This window comes from Idiomarina sp. UBA3162, from assembly GCF_002364475.1.
Taxonomy (GTDB): domain Bacteria; phylum Pseudomonadota; class Gammaproteobacteria; order Enterobacterales; family Alteromonadaceae; genus Idiomarina.
This window is the reverse complement of sequence record NZ_DEYI01000059.1, coordinates 1-23,065: the sequence shown is the minus strand read 5'-3', so window position 1 is coordinate 23,065 and position 23,065 is coordinate 1. Positions and strand designations below refer to the sequence as shown.

Annotated in this window: 24 protein-coding genes; 12 read left to right on the top strand and 12 right to left on the bottom strand. The window is 48.9% G+C overall.

Annotated features, from left to right (window positions below):
- Positions 1-33: 33 nt before the first annotated feature.
- The 8 genes from B2X00_RS07565 to tldD are packed head-to-tail and all read left to right on the top strand — an operon-like array spanning position 34 to position 10,611.
- Positions 34-1,077: a rod shape-determining protein gene (locus B2X00_RS07565; protein WP_006956882.1), complete on the top strand. Its 1,044-nt coding sequence runs from the start codon at positions 34-36 to the stop codon at positions 1,075-1,077.
- A 32-nt stretch (positions 1,078-1,109) separates the two neighbouring features.
- Entirely contained in the window at positions 1,110-1,964 is an 855-nt protein-coding gene (mreC, locus tag B2X00_RS07560; protein ID WP_290486884.1) for a rod shape-determining protein MreC, read from the top strand.
- Positions 1,965-1,966: 2 nt separating this feature from the next.
- Complete coding sequence (mreD, locus tag B2X00_RS07555) at positions 1,967-2,446, top strand: rod shape-determining protein MreD (RefSeq protein ID WP_071463034.1); 480 nt, start codon at positions 1,967-1,969, stop codon at positions 2,444-2,446.
- The gene (locus tag B2X00_RS07550; protein WP_290486882.1) at positions 2,446-3,030 is read left to right on the top strand and encodes a nucleoside triphosphate pyrophosphatase; all 585 of its coding nucleotides are present in this window, start codon (positions 2,446-2,448) and stop codon (positions 3,028-3,030) included. The genes mreD and B2X00_RS07550 overlap by 1 nt, the downstream gene beginning before the upstream one ends.
- A gap of 4 nt (positions 3,031-3,034) precedes the next feature.
- Positions 3,035-4,504: a ribonuclease G gene (rng, locus tag B2X00_RS07545; protein WP_290486880.1), complete on the top strand. Its 1,470-nt coding sequence runs from the start codon at positions 3,035-3,037 to the stop codon at positions 4,502-4,504.
- On the top strand, positions 4,504-8,376 hold the full coding sequence (locus B2X00_RS07540; RefSeq protein ID WP_290486878.1) for a YhdP family protein: 3,873 nt from the start codon (positions 4,504-4,506) through the stop codon (positions 8,374-8,376). Before rng ends, B2X00_RS07540 begins: the two co-directional genes overlap by 1 nt.
- Positions 8,339-9,178, top strand: a complete 840-nt coding sequence (locus B2X00_RS07535) for a carbon-nitrogen hydrolase family protein (protein ID WP_290486876.1) — start codon at positions 8,339-8,341, stop codon at positions 9,176-9,178. The genes B2X00_RS07540 and B2X00_RS07535 overlap by 38 nt, the downstream gene beginning before the upstream one ends.
- On the top strand, positions 9,175-10,611 hold the full coding sequence (gene tldD / locus B2X00_RS07530) for a metalloprotease TldD (protein ID WP_290486874.1): 1,437 nt from the start codon (positions 9,175-9,177) through the stop codon (positions 10,609-10,611). Before B2X00_RS07535 ends, tldD begins: the two co-directional genes overlap by 4 nt.
- A gap of 3 nt (positions 10,612-10,614) precedes the next feature.
- Here tldD and yjgA read toward each other — a convergent pair whose 3' ends face one another.
- Positions 10,615-11,148: a ribosome biogenesis factor YjgA gene (gene yjgA, locus B2X00_RS07525; RefSeq protein ID WP_290486872.1), complete on the bottom strand. Its 534-nt coding sequence runs from the start codon at positions 11,146-11,148 to the stop codon at positions 10,615-10,617.
- An 84-nt stretch (positions 11,149-11,232) separates the two neighbouring features.
- On the opposite strand from yjgA, the gene pmbA reads away from it, so the two are divergent.
- Positions 11,233-12,579 carry a metalloprotease PmbA gene (gene pmbA / locus B2X00_RS07520; protein ID WP_006956873.1) on the top strand — a complete coding sequence of 449 codons (1,347 nt, stop codon included), beginning with the start codon at positions 11,233-11,235 and terminating at the stop codon, positions 12,577-12,579.
- A 21-nt stretch (positions 12,580-12,600) separates the two neighbouring features.
- On the opposite strand, the gene mgtE is transcribed toward pmbA, so the two are convergent.
- The 11 genes from mgtE to B2X00_RS07465 are packed head-to-tail and all read right to left on the bottom strand — an operon-like array spanning position 12,601 to position 20,696.
- Positions 12,601-13,962 carry a magnesium transporter gene (gene mgtE, locus B2X00_RS07515; RefSeq protein ID WP_006956872.1) on the bottom strand — a complete coding sequence of 454 codons (1,362 nt, stop codon included), beginning with the start codon at positions 13,960-13,962 and terminating at the stop codon, positions 12,601-12,603.
- Between the two features lie 2 nt (positions 13,963-13,964).
- Positions 13,965-14,243 carry an HPr family phosphocarrier protein gene (locus B2X00_RS07510; protein WP_290486870.1) on the bottom strand — a complete coding sequence of 93 codons (279 nt, stop codon included), beginning with the start codon at positions 14,241-14,243 and terminating at the stop codon, positions 13,965-13,967.
- On the bottom strand, positions 14,240-15,085 hold the full coding sequence (gene rapZ, locus B2X00_RS07505) for an RNase adapter RapZ (protein WP_290486868.1): 846 nt from the start codon (positions 15,083-15,085) through the stop codon (positions 14,240-14,242). The genes B2X00_RS07510 and rapZ overlap by 4 nt, the downstream gene beginning before the upstream one ends.
- Positions 15,070-15,546 (bottom strand): PTS IIA-like nitrogen regulatory protein PtsN, encoded by a 477-nt coding sequence (gene ptsN, locus B2X00_RS07500; RefSeq protein ID WP_071463042.1) that lies wholly within the window; start codon positions 15,544-15,546, stop codon positions 15,070-15,072. The genes rapZ and ptsN overlap by 16 nt, the downstream gene beginning before the upstream one ends.
- 3 nt (positions 15,547-15,549) lie before the next feature.
- Positions 15,550-15,837 carry a ribosome hibernation promoting factor gene (hpf, locus tag B2X00_RS07495; protein ID WP_290486866.1) on the bottom strand — a complete coding sequence of 96 codons (288 nt, stop codon included), beginning with the start codon at positions 15,835-15,837 and terminating at the stop codon, positions 15,550-15,552.
- 28 nt (positions 15,838-15,865) lie between these two features.
- Positions 15,866-17,317, bottom strand: a complete 1,452-nt coding sequence (locus B2X00_RS07490; RefSeq protein WP_290486864.1) for an RNA polymerase factor sigma-54 — start codon at positions 17,315-17,317, stop codon at positions 15,866-15,868.
- Between the two features lie 29 nt (positions 17,318-17,346).
- Positions 17,347-18,072, bottom strand: coding sequence for an LPS export ABC transporter ATP-binding protein (gene lptB, locus B2X00_RS07485; protein ID WP_290486862.1), 726 nt, complete (start codon positions 18,070-18,072; stop codon positions 17,347-17,349).
- A 3-nt stretch (positions 18,073-18,075) separates the two neighbouring features.
- Complete coding sequence (gene lptA / locus B2X00_RS07480; protein ID WP_290486860.1) at positions 18,076-18,618, bottom strand: lipopolysaccharide transport periplasmic protein LptA; 543 nt, start codon at positions 18,616-18,618, stop codon at positions 18,076-18,078.
- Positions 18,590-19,150 (bottom strand): LPS export ABC transporter periplasmic protein LptC, encoded by a 561-nt coding sequence (gene lptC / locus B2X00_RS07475; protein WP_290486858.1) that lies wholly within the window; start codon positions 19,148-19,150, stop codon positions 18,590-18,592. The genes lptA and lptC overlap by 29 nt, the downstream gene beginning before the upstream one ends.
- Positions 19,147-19,719, bottom strand: a complete 573-nt coding sequence (kdsC, locus tag B2X00_RS07470; protein WP_290486856.1) for a 3-deoxy-manno-octulosonate-8-phosphatase KdsC — start codon at positions 19,717-19,719, stop codon at positions 19,147-19,149. The genes lptC and kdsC overlap by 4 nt, the downstream gene beginning before the upstream one ends.
- Positions 19,719-20,696: a KpsF/GutQ family sugar-phosphate isomerase gene (locus B2X00_RS07465; protein WP_290486855.1), complete on the bottom strand. Its 978-nt coding sequence runs from the start codon at positions 20,694-20,696 to the stop codon at positions 19,719-19,721. Before B2X00_RS07465 ends, kdsC begins: the two co-directional genes overlap by 1 nt.
- 164 nt (positions 20,697-20,860) lie before the next feature.
- Between B2X00_RS07465 and B2X00_RS07460 the strand changes: the two genes are divergently transcribed.
- The 3 genes from B2X00_RS07460 to mlaE form a co-directional block, all read left to right on the top strand.
- Positions 20,861-21,421, top strand: coding sequence for a TetR/AcrR family transcriptional regulator (locus tag B2X00_RS07460; RefSeq protein WP_290486854.1), 561 nt, complete (start codon positions 20,861-20,863; stop codon positions 21,419-21,421).
- A gap of 90 nt (positions 21,422-21,511) precedes the next feature.
- The gene (mlaF, locus tag B2X00_RS07455; RefSeq protein WP_290486852.1) at positions 21,512-22,315 is read left to right on the top strand and encodes a phospholipid ABC transporter ATP-binding protein MlaF; all 804 of its coding nucleotides are present in this window, start codon (positions 21,512-21,514) and stop codon (positions 22,313-22,315) included.
- Positions 22,308-23,065 (top strand): lipid asymmetry maintenance ABC transporter permease subunit MlaE (mlaE, locus tag B2X00_RS07450; protein WP_290486850.1); only part of this gene is annotated, 758 nt, incomplete at its 3' end. The genes mlaF and mlaE, both read left to right, overlap by 8 nt.

Genomic DNA, 23,065 nt, shown 5'->3' with positions numbered 1-23,065 from the left:
TTTTTAGCACTTTTTTTAGGGATTTACCGCTTCATGTTTAAGAAAATTCGCGGCTTGTTTTCAAATGACTTATCCATTGACTTGGGTACCGCCAATACGTTGATTTATGTAAAGGACGAGGGCATCGTGCTCAATGAGCCATCTGTCGTGGCTATTCGACAGGAACGCTCAGGTGGACCTAAAGCAATTGCAGCCGTGGGTGCAGCAGCGAAGCAGATGTTGGGTCGTACCCCTGGCAACATCAAGGCGATTCGCCCAATGAAAGACGGTGTTATTGCCGACTTTTACGTGTGCGAAAAAATGCTTCAGTTCTTTATCAAGCAAGTGCACGACAGTCACTACTTTAAGCCAAGCCCGCGCGTATTGGTCTGTGTTCCATGTGGTTCGACCCAAGTTGAGCGCCGTGCAATTCGTGAATCAGCTTTAGGTGCTGGCGCACGCGAAGTTCACCTCATTGATGAACCGATGGCCGCGGCGATTGGTGCAGGTTTGCCCGTATCAGAAGCGACTGGCTCAATGGTTGTTGATATTGGTGGCGGTACGACAGAAGTCGCAATTATTTCATTAAATGGTGTGGTGTACTCATCGTCGGTTCGTATCGGCGGTGACAAATTTGATGAAGCGATTATTAATTATGTGCGTCGCAACTTTGGTGCGCTGATTGGTGATGCGACAGCAGAGCGCATTAAGCACGAGATTGGTTCAGCGTTCCCAGGTGAAGAATTAAAAGAAATCGAAGTGCGTGGACGGAACCTTGCAGAAGGTGTGCCGCGTTCTTTTACGCTCAATAGCAATGAAATATTGGAAGCGCTGCAAGAACCGTTAATGGGTATTGTGAGTGCAGTCATGGTTGCGCTTGAGCAATCGCCGCCGGAACTAGCGTCAGATATCTCTGAGCGTGGCATGGTTTTAACCGGTGGTGGCGCTTTACTTAAAGACCTCGACCGCTTGTTGATGGAAGAGACCGGCATCCCTGTTGTGATTGCAGATGATCCACTCACATGCGTGGCACGCGGAGGCGGTAAAGCGCTCGAAATGATCGCCATGCATGGTGGTGACTTATTTAGTTACGAGTAAGTCGACTTGAGTGAGGTGTAGTTAGCGCACAGATGAAAACCTTATTTACTCGCGGACCCTCATTACTATCCAGGCTAGTGCTCGCACTAGCCTGTTCGTTTCTATTGATTTTTGTCGATCATCGCCTGCAGGCGATGCAGCCGGTACGCATGTTTCTTAACTCGCTCGTAACGCCGGTGCAATACTTGGCAATCTTACCTGAACAAATCCTGAACAACTTCTCCGAAAGCGTAAAAAACCAAGAACAGCTTGCTGAAGAAAACCAAGCCTTGAAGAAACAGATGTTGGAACTGCGTGGTCAGTTACAGCAGTTACAGTTTATTAGTAATGAGAACAAACGTTTACGTGCCTTATTGGGTTCAGAGCAACGACAGCCAAGCCGTCGCATGGTCGCTGAAGTCGTAGCGGTCGCATCGGAGCCGTTCAGTCAGCAGCTGGTGGTTAACAAAGGCACCCTCAATGGTGTCTATGAGGGACAGCCGGTAATCGATAGCAAAGGTGTAGTGGGGCAGATCCAAGACGTTGGGAGTAATACGGCACGCGTATTACTCATTTCTGACCAAAGCCATGGTATCGCCTTGCGCGCCGAACGAAATGATATTCGTGTGCTGGCGCAAGGCACCGGTGAAATAGGTAAGCTACAGTTAATGTTTGTACCTCACAGCTCAGAGCTTGCCGAAGGTGATTTACTGATGACCTCAGGACTAGGCGGTGTCTATCCAGAGGGGTATCCCGTGGCGCGTATCCAGCGTATAAACCGCGATGAATCGTTACCGTTTGCCGAGGTGACTGCAGACTCGATTAGTGCGCTTGATCGCGTAAGAACGGTATTATTGCTGTGGCCGCAAAGTGCGGAACAAGCACCTATTTTCGAGGATGAGAAGTAACCATGTTTAAGCACGGATTACTGCCATTGGTACTCACCTATTTAGTCGCCATGATACTAATGGTGATGCCGATGCCCGCGAGCATCGATGTGTACCGCCCAGATTGGGTGACGCTGGTATTACTGTATTGGATTATTGCACTCCCACATCGTGTCAGTATTGGTACCGCGTTAGTGTTAGGCGTGTTAACCGACATTTTGTTAGGCTCGGTATTAGGCGTGCATGCGTTGGGCATGGTTGTGGTCAGTTATTTTGCAGCTCGACATTTTCAGCGGATTCGTAACTTCTCGTTGCCACAACAGGTGATTTTAATCGCGTTTTTAGTGCTGATTAAGCGCTTGATCGTATTTCAAGCCAATGTGTTCATTCATGATGCACAGTTCACCTCGACCTATTTCTGGCCTGCGCTCACCTCAGCCTTGTTCTGGTTTTGGTTATTCCCGCTATTACGTAAAATCCGCCGTCGTTTTGGAGTGGTGTAATGCAGTTAGTACTCGCTTCAGGTTCACCGCGTCGACGTGAGCTGTTACAGCAAATTCGCGCCGATTTTATCTGTCTCGCGAGTGATATCCCAGAACAACAAGGCGCTGAAGAAACTGCATCGGCTTATGTGCGTCGCTTAGCCTATGAGAAAGCCCTCGCTTCGGCACATTTGCATGACAAGCCCTGTATGGTGGTAGGCTCAGATACGCTGATTGACCGAGACGGCGAAGTGATGGAAAAGCCGCGCGACCAAACCCATGGCGTTGCGATGTTGCTTTCGTTAGCGCAGCGTGAACATAAGGTACGCACCGCCGTTTGTGTGATGTACTATGATGGTAAAAGCGTTGCTACCGTGCAGATAAAAGAGGTCGTTACTGACGTGTGGATGGGTGACATCAGTGAGACCGCTGCGGAAGCTTATTGGCAAACGGGTGAGCCGCGCGACAAAGCCGCCGGCTATGCGATACAGGGTGGAGCAGCCCGCTGGATAAAGCGCATTAACGGTAGCTATACCGCGGTGGTCGGCTTACCTCTTTACGAAACGGATCAGCTTTTACAAGCCGTCGAAGCCAAACTAGGATAAGACCATGAGCGTAGAAGTATTAATGAATGTGACCCCCACCGAAAGTCGCGTGGTTTTGGTCGAAAACGGCATTTTGCAAGAAGTTCACATTGAGCGTCAGGTCAAGCGTGGTCTTGTCGGTAACATCTATATGGGCAAGGTCTCTCGCGTGCTGCCTGGCATGCAGGCGGCGTTTGTTGATATCGGTCTAGATAAAGCGGCGTTTCTTCACGCATCGGATATTGTCACCACGCTTGACGGTGGCGAGACTATTGAGCGCGAGGAGAAATCTCAGCTCAATATTACTCAACTTGTGCGTCAAGGCCAGCCCATCATGGTGCAGGTCGTAAAGGATCCACTCGGTACCAAAGGCGCAAGACTGACCACCGATATTACGCTGCCTTCACGTTATTTGGTGTTTATGCCGCAGAGTAACCATGTCGGTGTATCACAACGAATCGACGATACCGATGAACGTGAACGGCTGCGTTCGATTGCTGAGTCACTCAGTCATGACGAAGGCAAGTTTATTGTCCGAACCGCTGGTGAAGGCGTGGATGAAGGTTCACTGACAAGTGATGCGGAGTTTTTAACGCGGCTTTGGTCGCAAATTAAAAAACGTAAAAAGTCACAGCGCCGTGTGGGCATCTTGTACGAAGACCTCAATCTGTGTTGTCGCGTGTTGCGCGATTTTGTCGGAGAAGCGATTGAACGAATTCGTGTTGATTCTCGCACGACCCTGGACCAGCTAAAATTATTTACCAAAGACTTCATTCCAGAACTGACACAGGTTTTGGAATACTATCGTGGTGACCGACCCATTTTTGATTTGTTCGATATCGAGAATGAAATCCAACGTGCGCTCGATCGGCGCGTCGATCTCAAATCCGGTGGCTCGTTAATTATCGACCAAACCGAAGCAATGACCACCATCGATATCAATACGGGGGCCTTTGTTGGTCATCGAAACCTCGAAGAGACCATATTTAACACAAATATTGAGGCCACTCAGGCGATAGCTCGGCAATTACGCTTGCGAAACTTAGGTGGTATCATCATTATTGATTTTATCGATATGCAAGATGAAGAGCACAAACGACGTGTTTTACATAGCCTTGAGCAAGCGCTAAACAAAGACCGCGCTAAGACCTCGATTAATGGCTTTACCACACTGGGATTGGTCGAGATGACCCGCAAACGGACTCGTGAAAGCCTTGAGCACGTGTTATGTGGCGAGTGTCCAGTGTGTCGCGGACGAGGCTCAATGAAAACCGTTGAGACCGTGTGCTATGAAATTATGCGTGAAATTGTTCGTGTGCATAAGGCGTATGAAGCGGATAAATTCGTGGTGTATGCCTCGGCACCCGTCAGTGAGGCTTTACTGAATGAAGAGTCTCATGCACTAGCTGAACTTGAACTCTTTGTTTCGCGTCAAATCACAATACAGACCGAGCCGCTCTATAATCAAGAGCAATTTGATGTGGTGATGATGTAGTGACTTTAAAACGTGCGGTAAGCTGGACTTTCCACAAACTGATCTGGTTCTCGGCCATACTACTGGTAATGGCTGCCGTGCTGTTGAGTTTATTACGCTATGGTTTGCCTTACTTTCCTGACCTAACTAAACCGTTAGAGCGACAAGTCAGTGCAAGTTTGGGTCAACAGGTACATATTAACCAGTTGGCGTTATCTTGGCGTCAGCAAGGCCCCGCCATCGAGCTGTCCAATTTTAAACTGGGTGATGCAGCCGCTGATGCACTCAGTGTCGATGTCGACCGGCTCTGGGTCGTTATTGATTTTTGGGAGTCGTTGACTGAGCGCCAGTGGGTGCTACAGCAATTTATTCTCGAGCAAGCGGATATTCAGTTAGATGTGCGTCGTCTTACTCAAGGTGATGGCAGTAGTGTACAGCTCGACCAAGTCGAACAACTTTTTCTTAGTCAGTTAGAGAGTTTCTCGTTCCAGCAAAGCACACTTCAAGTCACCCCCTTAAGCGGCAATCCGCGTACCATTGATATTGAACGTTTGACATGGAGTAACCGCGGCCGTACTCACCAAGGCGTCGGCCAGTTTAGGGTAAAGAACTTTACGCCCAACAGGCTTAATTTTGTGCTGCAACTTGAGGGGCGTCGTTGGCGCGATATGGTCGGTCAATTTTACGTCGACTCGCGTGGTATTGATGTCAGCCCATGGCTTGAAAAGCAAGTCCCAGGTATTGATATCACGGACTCCAACGTGAATTTTACGGCGTGGCTCGATATCTACCAAGGCCAAGTTTCACAAGCGTTGCTGCGTATCCTTGATAATCGGCTCACCATGCAACGAGATAATCGTGTTGTGGATCTGCACATCCCCTCTGGAGAAGTGCAGATGCAGCGGCAAGGCCAAGGCTGGTTGATCAATAGTGCGCCGATGACGGTTGAGGTAGAAAATAATACGCTCGAATGGCCCGCCATGCGAGTACAAAACGTGGCTGATACGCTGCGAGCGAGCGTAGAGGGTGTGCCTGCGAGTAAGCTGATTCCGGTACTGCAATTAATAGATGACGAGGGCCGACTGTATAATTATCTGCAGTCTGCAGGGTTAGATGCGCGCGCCAATTTATTTATCCAGGATAGCGCGCAGTTTCCTTGGCACTGGCGTGCTGAACTGATTGATATCAACGCTTCAGGTTCAGCCGATATACCCGCGTTTTCGCCATTGTCGATGACACTTGAAGGCAATCTAAAGCACCTGCAGTGGACGCTCAATGCACCGCAACTGACTGTCACCAGCGATCGTTTATCTGAGCAACGCGCTTGGCAATTAAAAGACGTCGAACTCAATGGTACAGTGGAACAAATCGCCGACGGCTGGCAAGTGACGTGGCGCGAAAGCCAGCTTGCGATAAACGATATGCAGCTCTCTGGGCGAGGCGCATGGCGCTCGGTATCGGCTTTGCAGCCGGCTTTCGAACTAGTCGTCGCAAGTCGTCAGCCATTTGCGGTTGATACGTTGAAGTCGGCATTACCGGATGTGATGGGTGAAGATCTTAAGCGTTATTTATCCAATGCGCTTAAGGCAGGCACGGTAGAGCAATTAACCCTCGCTTGGCGAGCACAACAGATGATGTTACCGAGTCAGGTACAGGAAGGCGTGTTTAGCGCAGGTATTCACTTTGATACGCTGACCTATCAATTCCAACCCAACTGGCCAGCCATCCAAGAATTGCCGCTGACCCTAGACTTTTATCAGCATGGCCTTGCTATGCATGCCACGCAGGGCCGAATCAATGGTGTCACCATCGAGGAAGTGAATGCACAGATACCGGATTTGCTCGATGCGGGTAGGGGATTACAGGTCGAGTCTAAAGTGGCTGGACCGGCGCAATCTGTGCGGTCTGTTTTTCAACAGTCACCGTTAACCAGCGTTGCTGAAGTATTCAATCAAGTGATGCCCGAGAATCGTATCAGTGGTCAGTTTAACTTAGATATTCCTTTTGACGGCTCGCGTGAGGTAGGCGTCAATGTGAAAGCCGATCTCGCCAATAATCGAGTTTATATTGATGCCATTGATCAATGGTTTGACGTGCGCTCGGGTCAGCTCATAATTGATGACCAACAGGTCACTACTAAGGACTTGGTGTTGGCTTGGTTTGGTCGACCCTTTTCAAGCAAAATTGTTGGCGCACCTAAGCAAGATAGTTATCAGCTGAGCATCGAAAACGAGCTAGACTGGCAATTGGAACCCTTGTTCAAGGCACTGCCTAAGCAAGGTTGGTCGCGCTATTTTTACGGTGCGGTTAACGGCATCGCCAATATCGACTTGGACATCGCTGACCAAGTAAAAGTCACGGCTAATTCTCAGTTGGATTTAACCGGTTTAGAGTCGCGCTTGCCACAACCATTGAATAAAGAGTTTGGTGAGAACTGGCAATTAGATGTTAGTTTAAAGGGCAATGGTAATGACTTAGCCCTCGACGTCCGCTCGGGCGAACGTCTGCGTTGGCGCAGCGCTTGGCAGCCAGGAGTACAGCAGTGGCAATATGCCAGCTTATCGATTGGGCAGCCCAGTGCACTGCCAGAGATGAACACGCAAGCGACTTTTGACATTCGCGCCTACTTACCTGAACTGGCGATTGGGCACTGGTATGATTTGCTCTACTTTATCAGTGACTCTTTTGCTAACAGCGGTGCTTCCGATGCTGACAGAGAGCAGTCGTTAAGCGCTTGGTACTTGCCCGACTCGATTCGCATAAAGACCGATGAGTTATCTTGGGGACAGCAAAGTTTCAGCAATGCGGATATCGATATCTTCCCACAAGATAGGGTATGGCAAGCACGAATCCTAGCCGATCAGTTGTCAGTGCGAGCACAATTGCCAGAGGATTTTCTATCTGAGCCGATCAAGGTCAGCGCCGACTTTGCTCAGCTGAATACCGATAATCTAAAACAAGACACGTCGAGTGACTCAGAAACCACCGACTACGAGTGGGTAAGCCGAGTGCCGCCGCTCGATATTACCTGCAATGTGTGTCGACTCGATGATCATCACTTAGGTCGAGTCAGTGCCAAGTTGGTTCCCATCGAAGGCGGTATCGCGTTGAATCAACTGAAAATGGCGAATGAGACGGAGCAACTTGATGCATCAGGTTTCTGGATGGTCAGTGAGGGCCAGCCGTTTACTCAGTTGAGCGGTGAGCTCACCACCAGTGATATCGGCGAACTCCTGCGAGAGTACGGTTTAGAGACAGCGATCCGCGATAGCTCCGCCACCATTGCTTTTGGTGTGCGTTGGAATGATCACCCCCATCAAGTTGATTTTGATACGTTATCAGGGGCACTGCAGTGGGACTTTGGGCAAGGTTATTTGGCCGAGGTCAGTGATGGTGGCGCGCGCTTGTTCTCGCTACTCAGCTTAGACGGTATCTTACGCAAGTTGACGCTGGATTTTCGTGATGTATTTTCGCAAGGTATGTTCTACACCGATCTCAATGGTAGCGTGCAAATTGCCCAAGGCGTATTAACCACTAATGATACCCAGCTTTTTGGTTCGGCGGGTGACATGGTCATTCGCGGCAGCACCGACTTAGAGAAGCAATCGCTCGATTATGAATTGACCTATGCGCCTAAGGTGACTTCAAGTTTGCCCGTCATATTGGCGTGGATGGTTAATCCACCTAGCGGCCTTGCGGCGTTGTTAATTGACAAGGTCTTGCAAGACGCGAAAGTCATTTCATTGTTGCGTTATCGTGTCACTGGTACGATAGACAACCCTGTTGTGGAAGAAGTTGAGCGCGACAGTCGTCCCGTTGATATTCCAGAACTGGAAAAAGAAAAGGAGGCAAACAATGACGCAACCTCTACTCAGCGCAATCCAACTCAGTAGCTTCAAGACGCCCACTGAAAATCTAGCTCTACTTGAACGCTTATTGACTCAGTTGCCAGAGCAACGTCCGCAACTGGTGGTTGTCCCTGAAGCGTTTAGCTGCTTTGGTGCCGGCGACCGTGCTCAGCTAGAAATGGCGGAACCTGTTGGTGATGGACCCGTACAACAGCGCTTGTCTGAGTTGGCTAAACAGCACGAAATATACCTTGTTGGTGGCACGATTCCACTTCAAGCTGGTGACCGCTTTGCTGCAGCTAGCTTATGTTATGGACCCAACGGTGAATGCTTAGCGCGTTATGATAAAATTCACTTGTTCGATGTCGACGTCGCCGATAACACACGACAATACCGAGAGTCTCGCTGGACACGTGCTGGAAGCTCGATTGTCACTATCGACTTGGGCTTCGCTGTGGTCGGAATGGCGGTATGTTATGATCTGCGTTTTCCAGAATTGTTCAAAGCACTGCGTGCCAAGGGTGCCGATATTATTTTATTACCGTCAGCATTTACTGAGGTAACCGGTGCAGCACACTGGCATTCGCTGGTGAGAGCACGGGCGATTGAGCAGCAAGTGTATATGCTCGCACCCAACCAATTCGGCGAGGCCGCCAATGGACGCCGTACCTATGGACACTCGATGATCGTTGACCCATGGGGTGAAGTCATGGCCGAGCAAGCCGATGGAGAGGGCGTTGTCAGTGCCTATTTTGACAGAGAGAAATTGGAGAATATTCGCGCGCAAATGCCTGTCGCGGAGCAAACTCGCCTGACGGTGAGTGCTAATGTAAATGAGGATGTATGAGCGATAAATTAAGTTGGATTAATGAATTACCCGTGACTGAGTCAGATCTCGCTAGAGCGCTCGGTACCTTATACAACGGCGATATCGACTTTGCTGACATTTATTTTCAAGGTAGCGTCAACGAGTCATGGGTATTAGAAGACGGCATTATTAAAGACGGTGCGTATCACAATGAAACGGGTATGGGTGTCCGTGCCATACAAGGTGAAAAAACAGGCTTTGCTTATGCTGACGAGATTACTCAGCAAGCGCTCACACAAACCTGTAACGCGGCACGCGGCATTGTACGGCAAGGTCAAAGTAAGCAGGTTAAAGCGTGGACTCAGCAGTCGGTAGCGGCACAGTATGCGGCTAAGAACCCACTGCAGTCGCTCGAAGAGGCGGAAAAGATTGCGCTATTGAAGCAGGTCGATGCCCATGCGCGTGCCCAGGATAAGCGTGTATCTCAGGTCGTTGTTAGTCTCTCGGGCAGCTACGACGACGTGCTTGTTGCAGCGACTGACGGTACATTCGCTGAAGACCATAGGCCATTGGTTCGGTTAAACTGCTCTGTCATCGTTGAACAAGAGGGCCGACGAGAGCGGGGTTCAGCAGGTGGTGGTGCGCGTGTCAGTTACGAGTATTTCTTTAAAGATGAAGAGGGCACACCGCGCTGGAAAGCGTTTGCTGAAGAAGCGGTTCGTCAGGCATTAGTTAACCTAGAAGCCATTGCGGCTCCGGCAGGAACCATGCCGGTTGTACTTGGCGCCGGCTGGCCGGGTGTATTGTTGCATGAAGCGGTTGGACACGGACTTGAAGGTGATTTTAATCGTAAAGGTTCTTCGGCGTATGCGGGTAAAATAGGTGAGAAAGTGGCTTCGGAACTTTGTACTATCGTCGACGATGGTACCCTAGCCGACCGCCGCGGCTCGCTGAGTATTGATGATGAAGGCACGCCCGCAGGTCGCAATGTACTAATCGAAAATGGCATCCTGAAAGGCTACATGCAGGATAAAATGAATGCGCGTTTGATGGGCCATGCGGTGACAGGCAACGGTCGTCGTGAGAGTTATGCGCACTTGCCCATGCCGCGTATGACAAATACCTACATGCTGCCCGGTGAGCACCAGCCCGAGGACATTATCGCGTCTGTGAAGCGCGGTATTTACGCGCCACACTTTGCCGGTGGTCAGGTCGATATCACGTCGGGTCAGTTCGTGTTTTCGGCATCAGAAGCATACCTGATTGAGGACGGCAAAATTACACAACCGATTAAAGGCGCGACGTTAATTGGTAATGGACCGGAAGCGATGAGTAAGGTCTCAATGGTGGGTAATGATTTAGCGCTCGACCAAGGTGTCGGTGTGTGTGGTAAGGATGGTCAGAGTTTACCGGTTGGCGTCGGTCAGCCAACGCTGAAACTAGACGCTATGACAGTCGGTGGTACTGACTGAGGCTTAGGCCTCAGTCATGAGTTCACGTAAATAGACAAATAGCTGGCGCGCTGCCGTAGGCGGTTTATTGTCCTCGGCTTGCTTTTTGGCTTGTCGAAGCCATTGGCGAATACGCTGAATATCGGCATCGGGGTAACGGTTAAAAAAGTCTGTGAGCGCTTCTTCGTCACCTGATAACAGCAGGTCGCGTTGTTGCTCAACAGCATGAAATTGATTCACAGTTTGTTGGTGAAAGGCGTTAAGGCGTTCCATTGCTTGTTCGATAGGCGTAACGTCTCTTTGGCGCATTAACTTACCAATAAACTGAAGTTGGCGGCGATAGCCTTCGTGTTTATTTTTAATTTTACGAGCGAGCAAGACCGCATCGCGCAGCTCATCATCAAGTGGAATGCTTTTGAGTTGCGCATCAGTTAAGTCTACGAGCTCAGTGCCCATTTTTTGTAGGGCTTCAACTTGGCGCTTGCGTTCACTTTTGCTGGGGACATCTGCAAATTCATTTTCGTCTGGCGATGTCGAGTGGGTTGGTTTACGAGCCATAATCCATTCAGTTTTAATTGCTAATAATAACGAGCAGTTTACCAGTTTTACGCAAGACGCGTTAATCATTTAGAGGAGTGTACATTGAAACCTCAACTTAGCGAGTTACAGCAACAACTTGATGATGTTGAATTAGCGGTCCAATATGCGTTGGAGTTAGCGGCTAAAGAGGGGACTTCAGCGGCCGAGTGCTCGATCAGCAAAAGCGCCGGCATTTCAGTCGGTACGCGTATGGGCGATGTAGAGACCGTTGAATTTAATCAAGACGGTGCGCTGGGCATTAGTGTGTATCGTGATCATCAAAAAGGCTCGGCATCGACTACCGACTTATCGCGTGAAGCCATTGCTGCGGCAGTAAAAAAGGCGGCGGAAATTGCCCGTTATACCTCAGCTGACCCGTTTAATGGGTTAGCACCGAAAGAACTAATGACCAAAGATTATCCTGAGCTAGACTTATGCCACCCCGGCGATCAAAGTGCAGAATACGCGATAGAGCAAGCACTCGCCTGTGAGCGTCATGGCTTAGCTTTAGATGATCGCATTATTAATTCTGACGGTGCACACTACGGTTCGCATACGGGCTTTCGCGTATATGGCAATAGTCACGGTTTTTTGGGCGGTTATTTGCAGTCGCGTCATAATTTAAGTTGCGTACTGATCGCAAAAGAAGGTGAGCGCATGCAACGCGATATGAGCTACTCGGTTGCGCGTCGAACGCAAGACTTAGCTGCGCCCGAAAAAGTAGCTGAGGAAGCCGCTCAGGAGACGCTATCCCGCTTGGGTGGCCGCAAGATCGATACCGCAAAAGTCCCGGTAATTTTCCGCGCCGATGTGGCGGGCAGCTTGTTTGGCCATTTCGTAAGTGCGATCAGTGGCGGCAATCTTTACCGGAAATCAAGTTTCTTGCTAGACGCATTGGGCCAGCCGGTGTTGCCGTCGTGGTTAAACATTAAAGAATGTCCTCATATCGTGGGTGGTTTAGCAAGCAGTCCGTTTGACCATGAAGGTTTAGCTACGATTGAACGTGATATCGTTACGGCCGGTGAGTTGCAGACTTATCTACTTACTAGCTATGCGGCCCGCAAGATGGATATGCAGCCCACCGGTCATGCTGGGGGCATCCATAACTGGCGCTTGACCCATGGTGATAAGAGTTTGGCTGAACTGTGCAAACAGATGGGCACAGGCTTACTGGTCACCGAATTGATGGGGCAAGGCGTTAACTTAGTCAACGGTGATTATTCGCGCGGCGCTGCTGGATTCTGGGTTGAGAATGGCGAAATTCAGTATCCTGTTGAGGAAGTGACGATTGCGGGTAATTTAAAAGACATGCTGGCAAATATCGTCGCTATTGGTAACGATGTTGACGAGCGCCATGCTTTGCATACGGGATCGGTGTTGTTAGAAGAAATGCGGATTGCAGGTCAGTAAAGCAACCGGCGACATTGCTGTTTAAGACAGCAGCAATGTCGCAGTACCCAAGAATGCAAAGATACCGACCACATCGGTGACGGTGGTTAAAATAACCCCGCCCGCCAGTGCTGGGTCAATATCAAAACGCTTCAATATCATGGGTACGGTCACGCCGGCAAGCGCCGCCGCCAGGAGATTCATCATCATCGCGAAGGCGATAATGCCACCAACCAACCAGCTTTGCATCCAAAGTGCTACCACAGCGGCAATGAGGATTGACCAGATAATACCGTTCAGTGCGCCAATGGCGAGCTCTTTGCCGATCAACCACCGTGAGTTACTACTACCGATATGGCCGAGCGCCATACCTCGAATTACCAAGGTCAGGGTTTGACTACCGGCAATACCCCCCATACTTGGCACGATGGTATTCAGGATAGCGAGTACCGCCATCTGCGCTAACACGTCTTCGAATAGTGAGCTGACCATAGCGGCAAGTAATGCCGTGACCAAGTTAATGGCCAACCACACGGTGCGGCGGCGAGTACTTTTGAGTACCGGCGCAAAAGTATCCTCGTCATCTTCTAAACCGGCCATACTCAACATCGAGTGTTGAGCATCCTCGCGAATGATATCAACCACGTCATCGATGGTGATTCGACCCACAAGTTGCTGCTCCCCGTCGACAACGGGCGCTGATACCCAATCATGACGTTCAAACAATTTTGCGACTTCGGTTTCATCCATGTCGACAGGAATACTGACGATATCCGGCGACATAATATCGCTGACCACTTTTGATGGGTCGACGGTGACTAAGCGCGATAGGGCGATTTCACCGATGAGTTTATCGTTCCGATCGGCGACATAGAGTTTATCAGTGGCTTCTGGTAGCTCGCCTTTTAGGCGAAGGTAACGTAATACAACATCGACGGTGACATCGGCGCGCACGGTAATGGTATCGGTGTTCATGATACCGCCGGCAGAGTCCTCATCGTATGACAATGCCGTTTCAGCACGCTCTCGGTCGCGCTCGTCCATTGATTTGAGCACTTCTTGATAAACTTGGTCTGGCAAGCCACGCAGTACGTAGGCCAAGTCATCGGTATCCATTCCTTCGGTGGCAGCCGCGAGTTTTTCAGGCGCCATCTGGCGAATAATGGATTTTTGAACTTCTTCTGAAAGTTCTTCTAGAATATCACCGTGTTCGTCGGCATCGACGAGTTTCCAAACAATGGCACGACTTTTAGGGGGGGACGACTCCAGGAGAAGCGCAATATCACATGCCGGCATATTATGTAGCATGCGGCGTGCAGCCACATACATACCGTCCGATAGGGCAGTATTTACCTCTTGAATACGCTGCATTGCATATTCTTTATCGGACAACTCAGCCATCATGGTTATTCAGCTTCCTCAAACTTATCTTCAAATAGGATGGTAATTGCTTCGAGCGCTGCCTCGGCATCTTCACCTTGGGCGCAGACATCGACCTCGCGGCCCTGTCGGCTGGCGAGAAGCATTAAACACATCACACTGCCTGCATCGACCTCTTGACCATCTTGGCTGATGGTAATTTTGGCGGCAAACTCCTGCGTCAAGCGTGCCAATTTGGTTGCTGCGCGCGCGTGCAGACCTAGTTTATTGCGAATGATCAAAGATTTACAGACTTTTTGCGTCATTTTGACAATTCCCGATGGCGAACCTGAACATGTGTTTCATCTGTTCTGAACTGGTCGGCTAAGGCTTCGGCCAAATAAACAGAGCGATGTTGACCCCCCGTACAACCCACCGCAATAGTTAGATAGCTACGGTTACTGCGTTGAAAGTAAGGTAACCATGTGGCAAGAAAGTTTTCGACTTGCAGTAAATATTTGGTCACTAAACCTTCTTTGCGGAAAAATTGCTTAACGTCCTCGTCTTGCCCAGTGAGAAGCTTGAGCTCTGGATTCCAATGGGGATTCGGTAAAATTCGCGCATCAAATACGAAATCTGCATCCTTAGGTACGCCGTGTTTAAATCCGAACGACTGGAACACAATCACGACATGCTTCGAAGCTTTACCCAAGACGCGCGCACTCACCTCTTCACTGAGTTGATGTAAAGATAGGTTACTGCTATCAATTCGCCAAGTGGCGCGTTCAGCAATAGGGTCGAGTAGTCGGTTTTCTAACTGCAGCGCCTCAACTAAAGGTAGCTGCTTTTGTGAAAGTGGATGCAAGCGCCGAGTTTCGCCAAAGCGTTGTAGCAGCGTTTGGTCATCGGCGTCGATAAAGAGAACTTCAATATCGACGTCATCGGGCAAAAACTCAATTGATTCTACGAGTTCGTGAGGATCTTCAGGTAAATTGCGTACATCAATACTGATGGCAACGCGATCATATTGCTCAATGACTGAATGAACCAGTGTTGCGAGCAAAGCGATAGGCAGGTTATCGACACAATAGAAACCGAGATCTTCGAGTACTCTTAAGGCAATGGTTTTGCCGGAGCCTGAACGTCCACTGACTATGATAAGTTGCATTCAGGTGCCTGATCTTCGCTGACAAAAATAGAATAGAGCGCTTGGTCACTATCAGCTTCTCGCAGCGAACGCGTGCATTCTTTGTTATTCATGCGTTTGGCGACGGTTGCAAGCGTGTTTAAGTGATTTTCATGCTCCGATTCAGGGACAAGCAAGGCGAATACGATATCCACCGGCTGATTGTCAATCGCATCAAATTCAATGGGTTGTTCAAGCGTCATTAGTACCGCCACAGGTTGCGTCGCATTGGCTAATCGACCATGTGGAATAGCGATGCCAAGACCAATACCCGTACTACCTAAGCGCTCACGATTAATTAAGCTCTCAAAGATGTCGTGTTTAGTGATTCCGACAAGTTTTGGGGCCGCGATAGCGCTGATAGTTTCTAACAGGCGTTTCTTGCTTGCACCCTCGACTGCACACTTGGTGCAGTCGGGGCTCAAAAGATCAGACAATTGCATGATTTAGTGTTTTTTCAACTTTTCTTTGTGTTTAATCACTTGGCGATCGAGTTTATTGATCAATCCATCAATCGCCGCGTACATATCGTCGTGCTCTGCATCGGCGAAAATTTCTCCGCCGTTAACATGAAGCGTAGCTTCCGCTTTTTGAACCGTTTTTTCAACATTTAGGATGACGTGAACGTTGTTTATGTGGTCAAAGTGGCGCTCTAACTTGGCAAATTTTGTATCCACGTATTCACGCAACGCGTCAGTAATATCAATGTGGTGACCTGTTAGGTTGATTTGCATAACGTCTTCCTTCTACGGTTGAACAATATTAAAGCAGACTCTTCCTCTGGCTTGAAGAGGGAATGTTGAGCGATTCACGATATTTCGCGATCGTTCTTCTAGCTACTTGGATTCCCTGATCCGCAATGAGTTCAGCAATTTTGTTATCACTTAATGGTTTGGCGCGGTTCTCCGCGGCAACCAATTTTTTGATTAGCGCTCTTATAGCGGTACTTGAACACTCACCTCCTGTTTCGGTACTGACATGACTGGAGAAGAAGTATTTAAGCTCGAAGATGCCGCGCGGGCAGTGGAGATATTTTTGAGTCGTTACACGCGAGATTGTACTTTCGTGCATATCAACGGCTTCCGCGACATCATTGAGAACCATCGGCTTCATCGCCTCCTCACCATGTTCAAAAAAGCCTTGCTGACGTTGAACGATGCAGTGCGCGACTTTCAGTAAGGTCTCGTTTCGGCTTTCGAGACTCTTAATGAACCAACGCGCTTCTTGAGTATGCAGCTTAATATACTGAGAGTCAGCACTTGATTTTGCCTGCTGACTCAGCGCTGCATATTGTTCGTTCACTCTTAATTTAGGTACGCTATCAGGATTTAATTCGACCACCCAACGACCATTTTTTTTCACTACCGAAATATCCGGTATGACGTATTCAACGGGCTTTTGGTCGATAGCATCGCCAGGATAAGGGTTTAAGGTTTGAATCAGTCGCAGTGTCTCTTTCAGCTCTGCTTCATCAATCTTCAGTTTACGCTGCAACCCTTTATAATCCCGCGCACCCATTAACTCCATGTAATCATTTATAAGCGCTAATGCAAGCTTTTTGCAGGGGGTTTCATCGCATAGTTGCTGTAGTTGAATACTCAAACATTCTTGGATGGAGCGCGCACCGACACCCAGAGGATCAAAATGTTGAATACGCTTAAGCACCATGGCGACTTCTTCAACATCGACTTCGGGTAAATTGATAGCTTCAACGAGTTCATTCAAGTCTGAAGTCAGGTAACCGCGCTCATCGATGGACTCGATGATGGTGGTGGCTATAGCCGCATCTTCGTCTGAGAAATGCGACATCTGCATTTGCCAAATCAAATGATCGTAAAGCGAGTCGCTTGTTTCGCCTTGATAGACATCGTGTTCGCCGTCAAACGACTGGCTTGAGCTAGTGCCACTTGACGGAGTAGTTGATGTATATGTGTCATCCCAAGTGCTATCTAATGGGAGGTCATCGGGGAGTGATTGATCTTGTAATGCATCGACGGTTTCTTTTTGACTATCGTCTTTTTGCGTTTGCTCGGCATCGGTCTGGGCATCTTGCTCAGCTTCACCCTCAACCTCAAGTAACGGGTTATTATCTAAGGCTTCTTGAATTTCAGCTTGTAGATCGAGTGATGAGAGTTGCAACAACCGAATGGCCTGTTGTAATTGAGGGGTCATCGTAAGTTGTTGACCCATTTTCAGTTGCAAACTTTGTTTCATCTGATTATCCCGGCCTCACTTGTGCTGTGTTACAAGGTGAACTGCTCACCGAGGTAGACATCTTTCACTTGTTGGTTTGACAATACGCTATTCGCGTCCCCGCTAGCAATCAGCTCGCCATGACTAACGATATACGCATGCTCGCATACGGACAACGTTTCACGCACGTTGTGGTCAGTTATCAACACACCGATGCCTCGGTGCTTAAGATGTTCAATTATTTTTTTGATGTCGAGTACAGAAATCGGATCAACACCTGCGAAAGGCTCGTCTAATAAAATAAACGTAGGGTCAGCAGCGAGCGCTCGAGCGATCTCAACACGGCGACGCTCACCACCCGACAGACTCATACCCAAGCTATTCACGATATGACCGATATTAAATTCTTCGAGCAATGCATCGAGTTTTTCTTCGCGCTCAATCGCGGTAAGTGAACGTCGAGTTTCAAGAATCGCCATCAAGTTATCACGGACCGTCATTTTTCGAAAAATAGATGACTCCTGTGGCAAATATCCAATACCTCGACGTGCACGTTCATGCATCGGCAAAAGCGTTAAGTCCTGATCATCCAGCTTAATACTGCCTTTATCAGAGTTCACTAAGCCAACTATCATATAAAAGGTCGTTGTCTTACCTGCACCATTAGGACCGAGCAGGCCAATAATTTGCCCTTGGCTCACCTCTAAACTGACGTCTTTGACGACTTGGCGTCGATTATAAGATTTAGCGAGATGCTGAACAGATAATTTAGCCATGCACTATTGCTCTTGTTGCTGTTGGTCGTCTTCAGGTTGCTCTTTCTCGGGTTGCTTATTGGGGTTAAAAATCGTGGTAACCCGTTCGCCTGATTCCTTTGAGCCTCTTGCCGAGACATGCTGGTTAGCCAAGTCATACACAATGGTATCACCACGCGACAAGCTGCTGCCCTGAATGATTTGCGCATTACCTTGTAGTTCAATACGTCCCTGACTCTGGAAGTAAGTGATTTGATCGGCTTGTGCGCTGATCTCCGAGCCATCCTCGAGCAACTGGGTGTAGACTGCGGGACGACCGTGCGCGATAAATGTATCGGCTTGGTCTTTGGACTCACCGCCGGTTGCCTCAAGTCGATCCGCCTCAATACGCATAGAGCCCTGAGTTACAATGACATTATCGGTCAACAACAATTTATTGTTCTTGATATCAAAGTGTTCATGTCCAGCATTGACCTCGATCGGCTTTTTAAAATCCGCCTCACCTTGGGCGGCGGCCATTTGGCTCACAACCGCTAAACTAGCGAGGATTAAAAACCGTTTTAACATGACGTTTTAGCTCCATAGTTTCCGCGTACAGGTCGGCGCTCAGACCATGACCTTGCACAGCAATTTGGGGTCCCGAAATAGTGACAGGATAATCGGTATTCATAGTCTCTGCCGGTATATCGATGACCAAGTATTCGGTATTAACACGCTTAATTGAAGTATCAGGCTGTAAGGCCAATATTTCAACGTTGCGCTCTAAAATAAGTGTTTGATCGTCATATAGCGTGCCTTGCTCTGCGCTAACTTGCCATGTAGCTTCGCGCTCATCGGTATAAACTGAGTAAACAGGGTTGGTTAGTTCAGTGAGACCGATTTGAATATAATGCGACATGTGTTCGGCAGTAACCTGATGTGCCAAGCGGCCACCCGACTCATATAAACGCGTTTTCAGTCCTGAAGCGGTAAAGTCAGGCGTCATTTTCCGCGATTGCACGTTGTTATCGCCCGCGTCGGAGCGATCAAAAGGACGCCAAAGCAATAGTATAACTGCGCCAAATAAGATAAGCAGCAATAGCGCTACGCGACGACTCACAAACTCACTCCTTCAACACTCGCGAGTTCGCCGCGGCTTAACAGCAGTAAATCGCAGACTTCACGCACAGCGCCAAATCCACCATGACAGCGGGTGATATACTGCGCAGCAAGTTGCACAGATGGATGAGCATCGTGAACCGCGACGCCTAATTTAGCACGGTTGATGAGTTTTAGATCGGGCACGTCATCGCCGACGTACGCGACGTGCGAATCACTTAATGCTAACGTTTCAAGCAGGCGCTCGTAGACCTCGACCTTATCTTTCACACCCTGAAAAATGTGGGTCACGCCTAGGTGTTTCATGCGACGTTCAACAATTGCCGATTCGCGACCAGTGATGACCGCCGCAGGGTAACCAGCATCGGTCCACGCTTTTAAGCCAAAGCCGTCGCGGGTGTGGAACGCTTTAAGCTCTTCACCTTGATTACCTAAATAAATGCGACCGTCTGAAAATACGCCGTCGACATCTAATACCAGTAATTGAGTCTGCGCGAACTGTTGAAATAAATCTTCGCTAATGTCGCCATACCAGGTATTTACGGTTTTTGCAGTACGGTTATGAATCATTAAACCACTCCTGCCTGCAGTAAGTCGTGCATATTCATGGCGCCGTGTGGCTTGCCATCATGGTCGACAATAATTAAGCCGTTAATTTTACGGTCCTGCATTAACTTAAGCGCTTGTGCAGCTAACATGTCTTCATGCGCGGTGACGCAGGTGCGTGTCATAAAGTCGGCAATTTTACTCTCGTGCACATCAACGCGGCTATCGAGAATACGGCGCAAGTCACCGTCCGTAAAAATTCCCGCTAAGCGACCTTGGTCATCAACAATAGAGGTCATGCCGAGACCTTTACGTGAGATTTCCAATAAAGCATCGCGAATTAATGCTGTTTGCTCAACTTTGGGGACACGATCACCCGTATGCATGACGTCGCTGAGTCTGAGCAACAACCGCTTACCCAGCGAACCACCCGGGTGCGACAAGGCAAAATCGTCGGCGGTGAATCCACGCGCATTGAGGAGCGCGACTGCGAGGGCATCGCCCATGACCAGACTGGCTGTGGTCGAGGCCGTCGGAGCTAAGCCGAGCGGACAGGCTTCTTGTTCAACCCGAATACAGACGTGAATATCGGCCAAGTTTGCGAGCGTTGAATCCGGATTGCCAGTCATCCCGATAATAGTGACACCTAATCGTTTCATGACTGGAACGATATTTAAAATTTCACCTGTTTCACCACTATTTGATATGGCGATGACGATATCACTGTCAGTGACCATGCCGAGATCGCCGTGACTGGCTTCCCCGGGGTGTACAAAAAATGCCGGTGAACCGGTTGAAGCAAGTGTTGCTGCAATTTTTCCACCAATATGACCCGATTTTCCCATACCGGTCACTATAATGCGTCCTTTGCAATCGAACATCGCCTGACAGGCGCGATTAAAGTTCTCGTCGAGAAAGGCTTTTAAACCTTCAATAGCATCGCGCTCGATATCGATTACGTCGCGAGCAAGCGTACAAAAGTCATGGGTGATTTGCTTCATTACTCACCTAAAAAACTGAAAACCTGCGCCTAATGATACGTCAATATGACGGTGGCTGCCTACCGTATTTGTCGCTATATGATTGCTAATGTCACAAATTTGAATTACTATACCAACTAGACGGTTTAGTAATAAGCCTAGTTTATGTCATTAAGTGAGTCGTTATGTGCGCAAAAAAATGTGCGGGTCGCCCGAGCAATAGAGACGTTATTTTAGATGCTGCTGAGCAATTAGTTGCATCTGAGGGTGCTGCTCGTCTTACGTTTGATGCACTGGGTCAAGCAACCAGCATTAGTAAAGGCGGACTGCTGTATCACTTTGCTAGTAAAGACAAACTTCTCGAAGCGATGCTTGAGCGCATGGTGGCGCGAAATAGTGATTTGAAAGACGCCTTTATGAAGGATTTCGAGGATGATCCTAACCAAGAACTAAAAAGTATTTTGCTAGCGTCGTTAAACAGTGATGCAGAATGCGCGCAGTTAAGTTCAGGTTTGCTGGCAGCCGCAGCGAATAATCCAGAGTTGCTGGCGCCAATGACTGCTCACGTGCAACAGACCTTTCAATCGCTCGAACAATTCAGCCGTGATCCCATGCTAGCCAAGGTACTGTTTTTCGCGGTGCATGGAGCTCGATTATTTGAGCAATTACAATTGTGTGAGCATTGCCAAGGTGACCGCAAAGCCTTTGCAGATAAGTTGTTGGCGATGATCGATCAACAAAACTGATATGTTTTGCAACATTTTTACAGTTACGTTTTAGACCAACGCCCTCTAGAATGGGTATTCTGAAACAAATAGCGCGTTAGGGACAGATAAGTGGATAACTTTGTTGCTTTAAAAGATGTGCATTTTTCGCACGGCCAACGCACCATTTATGACGGCCTTTCACTGACCGTACCGAAGGGCAAGATCGTCGCGGTTATGGGGCCCAGTGGCATTGGTAAAACAACATTATTGCGCTTAATAGGCGGGCAACTTCGGCCGTCATCGGGCTCAATCAAGGTGGCTGATGAAGAGGTCACTCAGTTGTCGCGTAAGGCTCTTTATGAGCTGCGTAAGCGAATGAGTATGTTGTTTCAAAGCGGTGCGCTGTTTACCGACATGAGTGTTTTCGACAACGTGGCGTTTCCATTACGAGAGCATACCGAGCTCACCGAGGACGTGATTCGCAGTATTGTATTGATGAAACTTGAAGCCGTGGGCTTGCGTGGCGCGCGTGATTTAATGCCAGCAGAATTATCCGGCGGTATGGCGCGACGTGCGGCACTCGCACGGGCGATCGCGCTCGATCCTGATTTGATTATGTACGACGAACCGTTCGCTGGCCAAGATCCAATTTCGATGGGCGTTATCGTTAAATTAATTCGCTCGCTCAATGAATCGCTTGGATTAACCTCTATCGTTGTATCGCACGACGTGGATGAAGTGCTCTCTATTGCCGACTACGCTTATATTATTGCTGATAAGAAGGTCGTTGCAGAGGGGACACCGGCTGAACTTGAGAATAATGATAAAGCCATCGTGCGTCAGTTCTTACAAGGCGAAGCCGATGGCCCAGTTAAATTCCATTACACCGAGGACGACTTCGCTATGGATTTGATGGGGGAAGCGCATGGATAGTTTAGCGCGCTTAGGTGCGACAGTAACGGACGCGATTGCCGGTATCGGACGTGCGCTTGCCATGCTACTGGGCGCGATTATAGGCAAGCCGACACCGCGCAAGTCATGGCCGCTGTTCGTGCAGCAGATGTATGTGGTCGGTGTCTTATCACTCATCATTATCGTCGTTAGTGGCTTATTTATCGGTATGGTGCTGGGCTTGCAGGGTTACACCATATTGGTTGACTACGGTGCAGAACAGAGTTTGGGACCGATGGTGGCACTGTCGTTATTACGCGAGTTAGGGCCCGTGGTGACCGCATTACTATTCGCAGGTCGCGCGGGTTCGGCATTGACTGCGGAAATTGGTTTAATGAAAGCAACTGAGCAGTTATCGAGTCTCGAAATGATGGCGGTTGATCCGTTACGTCGCGTCGTGGCCCCGCGTTTTTGGGCAGGTTTTGTCAGTATGCCATTGTTGGCACTGATTTTTTCTGCTGTGGGTATTTACGGTGGTTACTTAGTTGGCTCGGGTTGGTTAGGTGTTGATGAAGGCGCATTTTGGTCGGTGATGCAATCAGCGGTTGATTGGCGCGACGATTTAATGAACGGGATCATTAAATCACTCGTATTTGCTTTTGTGGTGACGTGGATCGCGCTCTACAAAGGCTATCGTTGTGAACCGACTTCAGCGGGTATTAGCAAAGCAACCACGTCGACCGTGGTTACCGCTTCGCTCGCAATTTTAGGACTCGATTTTATTCTTACAGC